The organism is Nocardia sp. NPDC057668 (assembly GCF_042799795.1).
Taxonomy (GTDB): Bacteria; Actinomycetota; Actinomycetes; order Mycobacteriales; family Mycobacteriaceae; genus Nocardia.
On record NZ_JBHVIC010000001.1, the window covers coordinates 2,166,139 to 2,180,208 of the forward strand.

The 14,070-nt window shown below is 68.6% G+C and carries 13 protein-coding genes; 7 read left to right on the forward strand and 6 right to left on the reverse strand.

What is annotated here, in order from left to right; translation table 11 throughout:
* The first annotated feature begins 41 nt into the window (after nt 1–41).
* Both ACFVBH_RS09985 and ACFVBH_RS09990 read left to right on the forward strand, forming a co-directional pair.
* Nucleotides 42–812, forward strand: coding sequence for an SDR family NAD(P)-dependent oxidoreductase (locus ACFVBH_RS09985; RefSeq protein WP_379001097.1), 771 nt, complete (start codon nt 42–44; stop codon nt 810–812).
* Between the two features lie 160 nt (nt 813–972).
* Nucleotides 973–1,305, forward strand: a complete 333-nt coding sequence (locus ACFVBH_RS09990) for a hypothetical protein (RefSeq protein WP_354988534.1) — start codon at nt 973–975, stop codon at nt 1,303–1,305.
* Nucleotides 1,306–1,362: 57 nt separating this feature from the next.
* On the opposite strand, the gene ACFVBH_RS09995 is transcribed toward ACFVBH_RS09990, so the two are convergent.
* The gene (locus ACFVBH_RS09995; RefSeq protein ID WP_379001098.1) at nt 1,363–2,118 is read right to left on the reverse strand and encodes a TetR/AcrR family transcriptional regulator; all 756 of its coding nucleotides are present in this window, start codon (nt 2,116–2,118) and stop codon (nt 1,363–1,365) included.
* A gap of 78 nt (nt 2,119–2,196) precedes the next feature.
* On the opposite strand from ACFVBH_RS09995, the gene ACFVBH_RS10000 reads away from it, so the two are divergent.
* Nucleotides 2,197–2,862 (forward strand): hypothetical protein, encoded by a 666-nt coding sequence (locus tag ACFVBH_RS10000; protein ID WP_379001099.1) that lies wholly within the window; start codon nt 2,197–2,199, stop codon nt 2,860–2,862.
* Nucleotides 2,863–2,943: 81 nt separating this feature from the next.
* Here the strand turns inward: ACFVBH_RS10000 and ilvC are convergent, their stop codons facing one another.
* From ilvC to ACFVBH_RS10015, 3 genes are all read right to left on the reverse strand, one after another.
* The gene (gene ilvC / locus ACFVBH_RS10005) at nt 2,944–3,945 is read right to left on the reverse strand and encodes a ketol-acid reductoisomerase (RefSeq protein WP_354988543.1); all 1,002 of its coding nucleotides are present in this window, start codon (nt 3,943–3,945) and stop codon (nt 2,944–2,946) included.
* A 108-nt stretch (nt 3,946–4,053) separates the two neighbouring features.
* Nucleotides 4,054–4,557, reverse strand: coding sequence for an acetolactate synthase small subunit (gene ilvN, locus ACFVBH_RS10010; protein WP_153810031.1), 504 nt, complete (start codon nt 4,555–4,557; stop codon nt 4,054–4,056).
* Nucleotides 4,554–6,506: an acetolactate synthase large subunit gene (locus tag ACFVBH_RS10015; RefSeq protein WP_379001100.1), complete on the reverse strand. Its 1,953-nt coding sequence runs from the start codon at nt 6,504–6,506 to the stop codon at nt 4,554–4,556. Before ACFVBH_RS10015 ends, ilvN begins: the two co-directional genes overlap by 4 nt.
* A 372-nt stretch (nt 6,507–6,878) precedes the next feature.
* Between ACFVBH_RS10015 and ACFVBH_RS10020 the strand changes: the two genes are divergently transcribed.
* The 3 genes from ACFVBH_RS10020 (at nt 6,879) to ACFVBH_RS10030 (ending at nt 9,670) form a co-directional block, all read left to right on the forward strand.
* Nucleotides 6,879–7,367, forward strand: a complete 489-nt coding sequence (locus tag ACFVBH_RS10020) for a PH domain-containing protein (RefSeq protein ID WP_379001101.1) — start codon at nt 6,879–6,881, stop codon at nt 7,365–7,367.
* Between the two features lie 149 nt (nt 7,368–7,516).
* Nucleotides 7,517–9,358, forward strand: coding sequence for a dihydroxy-acid dehydratase (gene ilvD / locus ACFVBH_RS10025; RefSeq protein ID WP_354988539.1), 1,842 nt, complete (start codon nt 7,517–7,519; stop codon nt 9,356–9,358).
* Between the two features lie 12 nt (nt 9,359–9,370).
* A complete protein-coding gene (locus ACFVBH_RS10030; RefSeq protein ID WP_354988540.1) occupies nt 9,371–9,670 on the forward strand; it encodes a hypothetical protein in 300 nt (99 codons plus the stop codon).
* 255 nt (nt 9,671–9,925) lie between these two features.
* On the opposite strand, the gene ACFVBH_RS10035 is transcribed toward ACFVBH_RS10030, so the two are convergent.
* On the reverse strand, nt 9,926–10,867 hold the full coding sequence (locus ACFVBH_RS10035) for a DoxX family protein (RefSeq protein ID WP_379001102.1): 942 nt from the start codon (nt 10,865–10,867) through the stop codon (nt 9,926–9,928).
* Between the two features lie 136 nt (nt 10,868–11,003).
* Here ACFVBH_RS10035 and ACFVBH_RS10040 point away from each other — a divergent pair, with 136 nt between their 5' ends.
* The gene (locus tag ACFVBH_RS10040; RefSeq protein ID WP_379001103.1) at nt 11,004–12,152 is read left to right on the forward strand and encodes a PQQ-dependent sugar dehydrogenase; all 1,149 of its coding nucleotides are present in this window, start codon (nt 11,004–11,006) and stop codon (nt 12,150–12,152) included.
* 377 nt (nt 12,153–12,529) lie between these two features.
* Here the strand turns inward: ACFVBH_RS10040 and gatB are convergent, their stop codons facing one another.
* Nucleotides 12,530–14,041 carry an Asp-tRNA(Asn)/Glu-tRNA(Gln) amidotransferase subunit GatB gene (gatB, locus tag ACFVBH_RS10045; protein WP_379001104.1) on the reverse strand — a complete coding sequence of 504 codons (1,512 nt, stop codon included), beginning with the start codon at nt 14,039–14,041 and terminating at the stop codon, nt 12,530–12,532.
* Between the last annotated feature and the right edge of the window lie 29 nt (nt 14,042–14,070).

Genomic DNA, 14,070 nt, shown 5'->3' on the forward strand with positions numbered 1-14,070 from the left:
ACGTGTCAGATATTGGGGGCAGACAAAGAGGAGAGTTCGCAATGGAGCGTTTCACCGATCGCCGAGTACTGATCACCGGCGCGGGTTCGGGCATCGGCCGGGCCACCGTGCACCGGGTCCTGTCCGAGGGTGGGCAGGTCGTCGCAGCCGACATCAACGAGGCCGGGCTCGCCGAGACCGCGAAGCAGGCCGCCGACCAGGGGCACGCCGATCGACTGCGGACCGTCGCGATCGACATCGGCAACGAGGAGTCGGTGCGAGCGGGCGTGGCCACCGCTGTCGAGACGCTCGGCGGCATCGACGCGCTGATCAACGCCGCGGGCATCCTGCGCTCGGCACACACCCACGAGATGTCCCTCGACGACTTCAACAAGATCATCACCGTTAACCTCACCGGCACCTTCCTCATGATTCGCGAGGCGCTGCCCGCGCTGCTGGCCTCGGACAAGGGCGTGATCGTCAACTTCACCTCCACCTCCGCGTTCTTCGCGCACCCCTACATGAGCGCGTACGCCGCGTCCAAGGGCGGCATCATGTCCATGACGCACGCGCTCGCCGCGGAATACAGCAAGCAGGGATTGCGCGTGGTGGCCGTCGCGCCGGGTTCGATCTCGAGCGACATGACCGACGGCCGCGGGCCGGGCCTGCCCGAGGACGCCGACCTGAGCCTGTTCATGAAGCTCGCGCCCGGCATCGGACAGGGTTTCGCCTCGCCCGACACCGTGGCCGGGGTGGTCGCCATGCTCGCCTCGGACGACGGCGCTTTCATCACCGGCACCGAGATCCGCATCGACGGCGGCACGCACTACTGATCAGTCGGCGGTATGTCCGAAATGTCCAGTGGGGTTGGCGCACGGTGAAACTCGGGGAAACACCCTGAGAAGAGTCATCCCGAAGGTGTACGCCCGCCCTGAACTATCTGTGAATCTGCTGCGGACTGTGTTTTTCCGGTAGCCACATGAGGCACAGTGTGTGTCCATGAGCACTACGAAATTTGTTTCCGCACAAAAGATTATTGCTCGGATAGCCATCGTTGGCGCGATCGCTGCGGTACCCCTTGCCGCAGCGGCCGCACCGGCCCTGGCGGATGTTCCGCTCGATACCCAGGTCACCGAGGTGTCCCGGCCGCACGGACCGGACCGCAATGATCGCAACCCCTGGCCCGGCTGGAATGCCGACAACCCGTGGGCCAACAACGACAACCATCACCACGGCCGGTGGCACAACGACAATCCCAAGCCCGGCTGGCGCGATAACCACGGGTGGCAGCAGGTCGTGCCGCGCGGCATGTTCGGCAGCAGCTGACCCGAGAATGAAAGGCCCGGCGCCTGTTGGGGGCGCCGGGCCTTTTCGTGCGCGGTGTCATTTCACCGCGGCCGCCACCCCGTCGAGAATCAACTCCAGGCCGAAGTGGAAATCCTCGCTCATCGACGCGGCGGCGGAGTCCGGCTCCGGCGGAATCGATTCGAAGATCCCGGAATCGAAAAGCGCCGCGATATCGGGTAACCGGCCGGCGTCGAGCAATCCGGTCAGATCGCGGCCGTAGTTCGCCAGCGCCTGCGATTCGTCGAGCGCGGCCGCGGTCCTGCTGTCGCGCAACTGCCGCTCCAGGTCGAAACCCTGCCGGACGTAACCGCCGAGCACGGTGATCACGCCGATCTTCGCACCCCAGTCCAGGCCGGTCGGGCGCAGCGCGCGCAGGCCCGCGTCCATCCAGGCGATGGCGTGCGGCCCGCGCGGCGGACCGGTGATCGGCCACTGCGCCAGCCACGGATGCGCGCGGAACACCGCGCACTGCGCCAGCGCCCACTCGCGCAGATCCGCACGCCACTCCCCCCGCGCCGCGAGCGATTCCGGCACCGGGCCGAAGGCTGCGTCGCCCATCAGGGCCACGAGTTCGTCCTTGGATCCGATGTGCCGGTACAGCGACATCGGCGTAACGCTCAGCGCGGCCGCGATTTTGGGCAGCGTCGCGCCCGCGGCGCCCTCGCGATCGGCCAGTTCCACGGCCGTCGCGACGACGCGATCCACATCCAGTTCCGCGCGCCGGCCCAGGCGCGAGCCGGTGGGCAACCGCCACAGGCGCGCCAGATCACCGGGTACTTCGCGGTCCGACACCAACGCCTCCGATCACTGGGTTTGCGACCGGAAACTTTAGCATAGACCTTATAGTATAAGTCTTATACTATTGCGTGCATGGCCATCGACCTCCGCCGCCTCACCGGAGCCGCCGCCCTGCTCGGCGCCGGACTCACCTTCGTCCAGCTCCCGCTCTACTTCGTCTACGCCGGTCCCCCGCCGGACTGGAACATCCTGACCCGCGCCCTGTTCGGCCTCGCGGGCATGATGGCGCTGCTGGTGTTCTTCACCGGCCTGGGCCAACTCGTCAAGCGCGCACTGCCCGAACTGGATTGGCTCGGGGCGCTGATCACCAACGCCGGATTACTTTGGCTCGCCATGGTTCTCGTGGCCACCGGCCTCGAGGTCGGCGCGACGATCCAGTCCCCCGACCCCATCGACCCGACCATCACCGTCAGCGGCACCTACATCCTCTACGGCACGGTCTCCCGCTTCCTGGAGACACTCCTGTTCGCCGCAACCGCCTACGCGATCACCCGCACGGCCCTGCTCCCCCGCTGGACCGCCCGCACGGCCTACCTGCTCGCGGCGATCAACCTGGCCTTCACCCCGTCCCTGTTCTTCGGGAACACCCCCGCGAACTTCTACGCCGCCAACGGCTGGGGCACCACCGCCACGATGGGCGGGCTCACCATGACCTGGCTCGTCGCAGCGGGCATCGCGCTGGTCCGCACCCCGGCCGGAGCCGAGCCCGGCACTCCGGAGCGGGCGGTCGCACACTGAGATGAGCGGCAACGAACTCCCGGACACGCGAAAGGCCCGGCACTCACCAGGAGTGCCGAGCCTTTCAGCGACCAGAAAACCTTACGCGGTTTCGGTGATCGGGCGGTCGACCCAGCTCATCAGGCCGCGCAGCTTCGCGCCGGTGACCTCGATCGGGTGCTCGGCGTTGGCCTTGCGCAGGCCCTCGAGCTCGGTGTTGCCGTTCTCGACGTTGGCCACGAGGCGCTTGACGAAGGTGCCGTCCTGGATGTCGGACAGGATCGCCTTCATGCGCTCCTTGGTGCCGGCGTCGATGACGCGCGGGCCGGACAGGTAGCCACCGAACTCCGCGGTGTCGGACACCGAGTAGTTCATGCGGGCGATGCCGCCCTCGTACATGAGGTCGACGATCAGCTTCAGCTCGTGCAGGACCTCGAAGTACGCCATCTCGGGCGCGTAGCCGGCCTCGACCATGACCTCGAAGCCGGTCTTGACGAGCTCCTCGGTGCCACCGCAGAGCACGGCCTGCTCACCGAACAGGTCGGTCTCGGTCTCTTCCTTGAAGGTGGTCTTGATGACGCCGGCGCGCGCGCCACCGATGGCCTTCGCGTAGGACAGCGCCAGGGCCTGGCCCTCGCCCTTCGGGTCCTGGTCCACGGCGATCAGGGCCGGAACGCCCTTGCCGTCGACGTACTGACGACGCACCAGGTGGCCGGGGCCCTTCGGGGCGACCATCGCGACGGTGACGTTGGCCGGAGCCTTGATCAGACCGAAGTGGATGTTCAGGCCGTGGCCGAAGAACAGCGCGTCGCCGTCCTTCAGGTTGGGCTCGATGTCGTTGGTGAAGATCGAGGCCTGCGCGGTGTCGGGCGCGAGGACCATGATCACGTCGGCCCAGGCGGAAACCTCGGCGGGGGTGCCGACGGTCAGACCGGCCTCTTCGGCCTTCGGGCGGGACTTGGAGCCCTCGGTCAGGCCGACGCGGACCTCGACGCCGGAATCGCGCAGGCTCAGCGAGTGCGCGTGGCCCTGGCTGCCGTAGCCGATCACGGCGACCTTGCGGCCCTGGATGATCGACAGGTCGGCGTCGTCGTCGTAGAACATCTCGACTGCCACTTTGGGTATCTCCTTCTGATTCTGTGTCTGAGCTATGTGTGATCCCGGCACAGCTTGCCGGGATGACGATCGATTGGCCGCCGGGGCGGCCGGTTACTAGCGAGTTGCGGTGATGGACTTGGGTCCGCGGCCCACCGCGACGACTCCGGACTGCACGATCTCACGGATGCCGTACGGCTCCATCATGCGCAGCAGGGCGTCGAGCTTGGAACGGGTACCGGTCGCCTCGATCGTGAGCGCGTCGGGCGAAACGTCGATCACCTTGGCGCGGAACAGGTTCACGGCCTCGATGACCTGGGTGCGCACGCTGGCGTCCGCGCGCACCTTCACCAGGATCAGTTCGCGGGCAACCGAGCTGTCGTCGTCCTGCTCGACGATCTTGATGACGTTGACCAGCTTGTTCAGCTGCTTGGTCACCTGCTCGAGCGGCAGATCCTCGACCGTGACGACGATGGTCATACGCGAGATCTCGGGGATCTCGGTACCGCCCACCGCCAGCGACTCGATATTGAACCCGCGGCGGGAGAACAGCGACGCGACGCGCGCGAGCACACCGGGCTTGTCCTCGACGAGCACGGAGAGGGTGTGGGTCGTGCTCATTCTTCCTCGGTCCCCTTCTGGGCGGCCTTCTCGTGGGCGGTGAGCGTGGCCTTCTCGTGCGACATGGCCTCGTGGATCACCGCGGGCTCGTCGACGGCCTCGTCGTCGTCGAACAGCGGGCGGATGCCGCGCGCGGCCATGATCTCGTCGTTGGAGGTGCCGGCGGCGACCATCGGCCACACCTGCGCGTCCTTGCCGACGATGAAGTCGATCACCACGGGCCGGTCGTTGATCGACTGCGCCTCGCGGATCGCGGCCTCGACGTCCTCTTCCTTCTCCACGCGAATGCCGTGGCAGCCCAGGGCTTCCGCGAGCTTCACGAAGTCCGGGATGCGCAGGGTGTGCGTGCCCAGATCGGTGTTGGAGTAGCGCTTGTCGTAGAACAGGGTCTGCCACTGGCGGACCATGCCCAGGTTGCCGTTGTTGATGAGCGCGACCTTGATCGGCACGCCCTCGACGGCACAGGTGGCCAGTTCCTGATTGGTCATCTGGAAGCAGCCGTCGCCGTCGATGGCCCAGACCTCGCGGTCCGGCATGCCCATCTTGGCGCCCATCGCGGCGGGCACCGAGTAGCCCATGGTGCCCAGGCCACCGGAGTTCAGCCAGGTGCGCGGCTTCTCGTACTTGATGAACTGCGCGGCCCACATCTGGTGCTGGCCCACGCCCGCGCAGTAGATCGCGTCGGGACCGGCGAGCTGGCCCAGCTTCTCGATGACGAACTCGGGCGAGAGCGAACCGTCGGAAGGAGTCTTCCAGCCCAGCGGGTACTGATCGCGCACGCCGGACAGGTAGGTCCACCATTCGGTGAGGTTCAGCAGCGGGGCGTCGCCGGCGGCCGGATCGGACTTGAGGGTCTCGATCAGCTCGGCGATGACCTCGCGGCAGTCGCCCACGATCGGGACGTCCGCGTGCCGGTTCTTGCCGATCTCGGCCGGGTCGATGTCGGCGTGGATGACCTTGGCGCCGGGCGCGAAGGAGTCCAGCTGACCGGTGACGCGGTCGTCGAAACGCGCGCCGAGGGTGATCAGCAGGTCCGACTTCTGCAGGGCCGCGACGGCGCCGACGGTGCCGTGCATGCCGGGCATGCCCATGTTCAGGGTGTGCGTGTCGGGGAACGAGCCGCGGGCCATGAGGGTCGTCACGACCGGGATGCCGGTCAGTTCCGCCAGCTCGAGCAGCTCGGCGTGCGCGTCGGCCTTGATGACGCCGCCGCCGACGTAGAGCACGGGCGCCTTGGCTTCCATGATCATGCGGGCGGCCTCGCGCACCTGCTTGCCGTGCGGCTTGGTGACCGGACGGTAGCCGGGCAGGCGCATCTCCGGCGGCCAGCTGAAGGTGGTCTGGGCCTGCAGCACGTCCTTGGGGATGTCGACCAGGACCGCGCCCGGGCGGCCCGACGCGGCGAGGTAGAACGCCTCGGCGAGCATGCGCGGGATGTCGATCGGGTCGGTCACCAGGAAGTTGTGCTTGGTACACGCCATGGTGATGCCGGAGATGTCGGCTTCCTGGAACGCGTCGGTACCGATGAGGCTGCGGCCGACCTGACCGGTGATCGCCACCAGCGGGACCGAGTCCATCTGCGCGTCGGCGATCGGGGTCACCAGGTTGGTCGCGCCCGGACCGGACGTGGCCATGCACACACCGACCTTGCCGGTGGCCTGGGCGTAGCCGGTGGCCGCGTGGCCGCCGCCCTGCTCATGCCGCACCAGCACGTGGCGGACCTTCACCGAGTCGAACAGCGGATCGTAGACCGGAAGAATCGCACCGCCCGGAATACCGAATACCGTGTCGACGCCGAGCTCCTCGAGGGAGCGGACAACAGACTGCGCGCCGGTGACCCGCTCGGGCGGGACCTGGCGACGATTCGGGGTGGCCGGAGCCGGGGCCGCGGGGGCCGCGGGCGCGGGCCGCCGGGCCGAGGGCCCGGGTCGGGCGGTAGGTGCGCTCACCGTCTGTTCCTTACTGCTCTGTCGTTCGGAGTTCATGGACTTGCCTGAACACAAAAAAGCCCTCGACAGCCATGGCTGTTCGAGGGTGGCGCGTCGCAGCTGCGAGCTGACGTAATAGACCTATAGTCGTCGGCTCAGCGCTGGACGCGCCGGCCGATTACGAGCAACTCGAATCGATTCACGCGCACGACGGTATGTGTGCATGAGCCGCTGAGTCAAACATCTGACCATGTGTGTCTCATTATGTGAGACAGAGCGGTTGTTCGGGTTCGTTCAACACAATGCGAGGATGGGGGTGTGTCATCACCGCATCAGTCCGTGCCACCGGCTCGATCGTCCCATACGCCCGACGCAGGATCGGACACGGGTCGCGTGATCCGCCTCCCGCGACTCGCGCATCTCGGGGTCTTCCTCCTGCTGTTCTCCGTGGCTTTCCCGTTCTTCGGGGCCCCGAAGGTGCTGTGGGTGTTGTTCGCCATACCGCTCGCGCTGGCGGTGTGGATCGAGCGCTCCCGGACCCGGGTCTCCGAATCCGGCATCGACACCCGCAGCATGTTCTCCAGCCGGCACATCGACTGGGCGGACGTGCGCGGGCTGCGCATCCCCAAACGCGGCTGGCTGCAACTGCATCTGGCCGACGACTCGGACGCGAGCCTGCCCGGCGTGAGCTACGACCGGCTCTCGGCACTGGTCGAGGCGTCCAACGGGCGCATCCCGGATCCGTTCGTGGAACCGCTGGACGCGGACGCGGCGGAGGATGCCGAAGACATCGAAGCGGTGGCGGACGAGAACGCCGCACCCGGCGAGCAGACGCCGAAAGCCGAGGGCGACAACGGCACCGAGGGCGACAAGAACTCCTAGACATCCGCACACGCCGCGTGTCGGGGTGCGAGGTTTCGGCCGCTGACGGGGATTACCGGGCGCGGGAGTAACGTTGTGCACTCCGCCGACCCATGCGGCGCAGTCGCCGAACAGCCCCCTGCGACGAGAAATCCGAGGACCCGAAACTCATGCCACCGCTTCGCTCACGAACCACCACCGTCGGACGCAATGCCGCGGGCGCTCGCTCGCTATGGCGCGCGACGGGCCTGACCGACTCCGACTTCGGTAAGCCGATCGTCGCCATCGCGAACTCGTACACCCAGTTCGTCCCGGGCCACGTGCATCTGAAGGACGTCGGCGAGATCGTGGCCGAGGCGGTCCGGGCGGCTGGCGGCGTACCGCGCGAGTTCCACACCATCGCGGTCGACGACGGTATCGCCATGGGTCACGGCGGCATGCTCTACTCGCTGCCCTCGCGCGAGATCATCGCCGACTCGGTCGAATACATGGCCAACGCGCACACCGCCGACGCCCTGGTCTGCATCTCCAACTGCGACAAGATCACTCCCGGCATGCTGAACGCCGCGATGCGGCTGAACATCCCGGCCGTGTTCGTCTCCGGCGGGCCGATGGAGGCCGGCAAGGCCGTCGTGGTGGACGGTGTGGCGCACGCGCCGACCGACCTCATCACCGCCATCTCCGCCAGCGCCTCGCAGGTCGTCACCGAGGAGGGCCTGAGCGAGGTCGAGCGCAGCGCGTGCCCGACCTGTGGCTCGTGCTCGGGCATGTTCACCGCCAACTCCATGAACTGCCTCACCGAGGCCCTGGGTCTGGCGCTGCCGGGCAACGGCTCCACGCTGGCAACCCATTCCGCGCGGCGGGCGCTGTTCCAGCGGGCCGGGCGGGTCATCGTGGACGCGGCCAACCGCTGGTACCGCGACGACGACGCCTCGGTGCTGCCGCGAAACATCGCCAATGTCAAGGCTTTCCGCAATGCCATGGCCCTGGACGTGGCCATGGGCGGATCGACCAACACCGTGCTGCACACCCTGGCCGCGGCGCAGGAGGGCGAGATCGACTTCGATCTGTCCGACATCGACGCGATCTCGCGCCGCGTGCCGTGCCTGTCCAAGGTCTCGCCCAACTCCGATTACCACATGGAGGATGTGCACCGCGCCGGCGGAATCCCGGCCCTGCTCGGCGAATTGCGCCGCGGCGGCCTGCTCGAGACCGATGTCAGCACCGTGCACACCGCCTCGTTCGACGAGTGGCTGGACGAGTGGGATATCCGCTCCGGCAAGGCTTCCGACGAGGCCGTTGAACTCTTCCACGCCGCGCCCGGCGGTGTGCGCACCACCGAGCCGTTCTCCACCGACAACCGCTGGTCCTCGCTGGACACCGACGCGGCCGGCGGCTGCATCCGCGACATCGCCAACGCCTACACGGTCGAGGGCGGGCTCTGCGTGCTGCGCGGCAACATCGCGCTCGACGGCGCGATCCTCAAGACCGCGGGCATCGACGAGGAACTGTTCACCTTCGAGGGCCCGGCCGTGGTGGTCGAATCCCAGGAGGAGGCCGTCTCGCTGATCCTGGGCAAGAAGATTCAGCCCGGCGATGTCGTCGTCGTCCGCTACGAGGGTCCCAAGGGCGGGCCGGGCATGCAGGAGATGCTGCACCCGACCTCGTTCCTCAAGGGCATGGGCCTGGGCAAGGTCTGCGCGCTCATCACCGACGGCCGGTTCTCCGGCGGCACCTCCGGTCTGTCGATCGGGCACATGTCGCCCGAGGCGGCGGGCGGCGGCGCGATCGGCCTGATCGAGAACGGCGACCGCATCCGGATCGACGTGCACACCCGCGCACTGGAACTGCTGGTCGACGACGCCGTGCTGGCCGAGCGCCGCGCGAAGATGGAAGCCTCCGAACGTCCGTGGCAGCCGGTGAACCGGGAACGCCCGGTGACCACCGCCCTGCGCGCCTACGCCGCGCTGGCCACCTCCGCCGACAAGGGCGCCGTGCGGCACGTGCCGTAGGAATGAGCTGAGATGACAATCGAATACGTCGGCAAGGCCGACACGATGCTGGCCGAGTACTCGGCCATGTTGGAGCGCTCGGACCTGCGCAATTCCCGGGCGCGCGAATTGCTCGCCGAGGCGGAGGAACTCGCCGCCGAGGCGCGCGAGCTCGACAACGCCGAGCTGTTCGCGGCCCCCGCCGACGCGGCGCGGATCGGTCAGCATCGCGCGATGCTGACCGAGCAGATCGACGCGAAGTCGGGCGAGGTGCTGCGGTTGCACCAGGAGACGTTCCAGGAATGGGAGCGGTTCAACGCCACCCAATGGTGACGGGGTTTACGGGGGCGAGCCCCCGCTGACACCCATGGGATGAAGAGAGATTCGCGGGGGCTTCCCCCGCGAACCCCCTCGTGCCCAGCCCAACGGCGCGAAGCGGGAGTAGGTCGCCGGGGCTCTACCCTGTGAGCCCTGCCTGCCGACCGAAGCGGACGTGGAACCCTCGCGGGGCTGAACCCGCGAGCCCCGTGGGATGTGAAACGGCCGGGCGATCCAGTGGATCGCCCGGCCGTTCGCGGTTCTACCGACTCAGGCGAAGGGGCCGATGCCGGTCAGGGGGTTGCCGCCGTGGAGGTAGATGTAGGTCGCGATCGCGGCGGCGATCGCGGCGACCAGGGCCGCGAGGGAGCCGAGGAAGGGTCGGGTGGCCCAGCCGCGGTTGCGATCGAGGGAGAGGCGGCCGGGGCCGGTCAGGATCAGGGCGGCGGCCGCGCCGGCCAGGATCGAGTCGATCTCCACGCCGGACTTGGTGCCCGCGTTGTACTGGAAGCCGGGGATCATGCCCTGTTTCCACATCCAGGCGTCCAGGATCACCGCGAGCACCGCGCCCGCGGCCAGCGGGGTGGCCAGGCCCAGCACGATCAGGATGCCGCCGCCGAGTTCGCCGACCATGAGCAGGCTGGCGGCGATGTCGGCGTGCTTCCAGCCGCCGCTCTCCATCATGTCGCGGGTGCCCTCGAGGCCGGGGCCGTTGAACCAGCCGGTCAGCTTCTGCAGGCCGTGGTAGATGAAGGTGCCGCCGATCATCAAGCGCAGCAGCAGGAGTCCGAGGTCGAGGGTGCCGCGCCGATCGTCGCCGCGCCGGCGCAGCCTGCCGTTCGACTCGCCCGGTCCGGGCGGGGCGGGCGGAATGCTGGCGAAGGCGTAGGTCGGGGCCGCGGCATCGGCCGCCGCGGGCTCGCTCGCGGGCGCGGCGTTCGCGGGCGACGCGCCCGAGCTCGCGGTGATCTCCTCCCGGACCGCGGAGTAGACCGGCACCTCCGGATCCAGACCCAGATCCTCGTCGGTGCGCGGGAGATCCTTGGCGGGCTGATCCTTGCTGAACGCGGGGAGCGAGCCGGAGGTGGTGAACTGCTCGGTCGGCGCCGAATCGTACGGTGAGCGGACCGGTTCACCTACCGGCCGAGGTGCGGTCGCGGGCGTTTCGCCGCCCGGCGCACCGGTGGACGGCTCGTTAGGCTTCTCTGTCACGCGGGTCAGCGTATGCGTCCGAGGCGCTCGACACACGGCAGTCGCGGGCGTGTCCACCGTCCAGTTCGTCGGGCGTGCGGAGAATGGCCCACCCCCGTCCGCGCATCCGCGCCGGGTTTTCCGTAACGTCTGGAGCATGAGTTTGGTTGCTGGCGGCCGTGTCGGGGTGGGCGCGCGGAAAGTCGCGCTCGTCGTGACCCTCGGTGCCGTACTGCTGTCGGGCTGCGCGCGATTCGACGATCGCGCCTCGAGCCCGTTCACCACCGAGCCCGCCTGGCAGGACGCCGATCTGGGCACCAAGGATCCCAAGGCGCCCTCCTCCGCACCCAAGCGCCCCGATCTGCCGTGCGTGGATCCCGATCCGGCCGTGGTGGTTTCGTGCCTGGACACCACCGGCGGGCTGGTCTCGCTGCCGGACGGGGTCAGCGCCCTGGTGGGCGAGCGGCTCACCGGCCGCATTCTCAAGGTGGTGGCCACCGACGAGGGCGAGCCGCCCGCGCCGATCGAGGTGGCCAAGGTGCCGGTGGATCCCACCGGCGACGGCGGGCTGACCTCGCTGACCCTGTCCCCCAGCTTCGGCGAGGACGGGCTCATCTACGCCTACACCACCACCGGCGGCGACAACCGCGTGGTGCGCGTGTCGCTCGAGGGCGGCGAGGCCAAGCCGATTCTGACCGGAATCCCCAAGGGCGCCACCGGCAATCGCGGCGCGATCGACTTCCACTCCGGCGACAAGATGCTGGTGCTGACCGGCGACACCGGCAACCCGGGCGCGGCGGCGGACAACGGCTCGCTGGCCGGAAAGCTGTTGAGCGTGACCGGTCCCGCACCGGGCGCGAGCGCGCAGGTGATGCTCGCCGGCATCGGCACCGCGGGCGGGGTGTGCTCCGATCACGCCGACTCGATCTGGGTCACCGATCGCACCGCCACCGAGGATCGCCTGCAGCGCGTGGCCGGTGACGGCGCCGCGTCGGTCGCGTGGAGCTGGCCGGACCGTCCGGGCGTGGCCGGCTGCGCGGCGGCCTCGGACGGGGTGGCGATCTCGTTCACCAACCAGAAGGCGCTGGCGATCGCGCAGGCCGACAAGACGACCCACGCGGTGACCGCGGCCCCGTCGCTGTACGCGCAGGACAAGTACGGCCGCCTGGACGGCGCGGCCATGGGCGGCGACGGGACGATCTGGGTCTCGACCGTGAACAAGACCGACGGGCAGCCGAACCAGTACGACGATCGCGTCGTACGGATTCCGCCGCCCTCCTCGGGCAGCGGGAGCGGACCGGACTAACCCGCACCGGCTCGAGGACCAGTGGCGCACAGCAATCGCTGTGCGCCACTGTCGTTCAGCGCCACCGCCATTCAGCACTACCGCTGTTCGGAACCCTGTACAGAACCGAGCCACGCCCGCGACGACCGCCGCAGACAGGGACACGAACAGTGACAACAATCCACGCCCGTCGCACCGCCTTGCCCGACGCGGGCAGCACGGGCAGCGCACGAGGTGGCGCAGGCACCGCAGGTGGCACAACCAGCGGGGGTGGCGTTGAGCCCGTGACCACGGTGACCCTGTCGGCATGCCCCCGAACGACTTCGGCGCACGACCATTTGGTCGTGCGCCGAAGTCGGTGGCTCTGCTACCGCGTGGGGCTCACGCGGTAGTGGGAATCAGGAGACGCCGCAGGCGGCGAGCACCAGCTCCCGGACGCGGGCCGCGTCGGCCTGGCCGCGGGTGGCCTTCATGACGTCGCCGACGACCTTGCCGGCCGCGGCGACCTTGCCGGACTTGATCTTCTCGGCGATGTCGGGGTTGGCGGCCAGGGCCTTCTGGACCTCGGCCTCGAGGGCCGAATCGTCGCTGACCATGCCCAGGCCCTTGGCCTCGATGATCGCGGCGGGCTCGCCCTCGCCGGCCAGGACGAAGTCGACGACCTGCTTGGCGGTCTTGTTGTTGATGGTCTTCGCCTCGACCAGCGCGGCCACGTCGGCGACCTGCTTGGGGGTGATGGGCAGCTCGGCCAGGGCGACCTCGAGGCCCTTGGCCTTCTCGGTCAGGTAGGCGACCCACCAGGACCGAGCGGCGTCCACGGACGCGCCGGCGTCGACCGTCGCGATGATCAGGTCCAGCGCGTCGGCGTTGACCAGGTCGCGGAACACCTCGTCGGACAGGCCCCAGTCGGCCTGGATGCGCGCGCGGCGCAGCCACGGGTACTCGGGGATGGTGCCGCGCAACTCCTCGACCCAGGCCGCGTCCGGCGCGACGGGCTCGAGGTCCGGCTCCGGGAAGTAGCGGTAGTCCTCGGCGGACTCCTTGGGCCGCCCTGCCGAGGTGGAGCCGTCGGCCTCGTGGAAGTGCCTGGTCTCCATGGTGATCGTGCCGCCCGCGGCGAGCACGGCGGCCTGGCGGCGCATCTCGTAGCGCACCGCGACCTCGACGCTCTTGAGCGAGTTCACGTTCTTGGTCTCGGTGCGGGTGCCGAATTCCTTGGCGCCCACCGGCATCAGCGAGACGTTGGCGTCGCAGCGCAGCGAGCCCTGCTCCATCTTGACGTCGGAGACGTCCAGGGACTTGAGCACCTCGCGCAGCGCGGTCACGTACGCGCGGGCCACCTCGGGTGCGCGTTCGCCCGCGCCCTCGATGGTCTTGGTGACGATCTCGATGAGCGGCACCCCGGCACGGTTGTAGTCCAGCAGCGAGTGCGAGGCGCCGTGAATACGACCGGTCGCGCCGCCCATGTGGGTGGATTTGCCGGTGTCCTCCTCCATGTGCGCGCGCTCGATCTCCACCCGGAAGATCTCGCCGTCGTCGAGCACCACGTCGAGGTAGCCGTCGGTCGCGATGGGCTCGTCGTACTGGCTGATCTGGTAGTTCTTCGGCTGATCCGGGTAGAAGTAGTTCTTGCGCGCGAACCGCCCCCACGGGGTGATGGAGCAGTTCAGCGCCAGGCCGATGCGAATCGCGGATTCGACCGCCTTCTCGTTCACCACCGGCAGCGAGCCGGGCAGGCCCAGGCAGACCGGGCACACCTGGGTGTTGGGCTCGGCGCCGAATTCGGTCGGGCAGCCGCAGAACATCTTGGTCGCGGTGCCCAGTTCGACGTGGACCTCCATGCCCAGCACCGGCTCGTAGCGGGTGATGACGTCGGCGTAATCCATCAACTCGACCGTGGCTGCACTCATGAGGTCCATCCTATGAGTCGCGTGAGGTA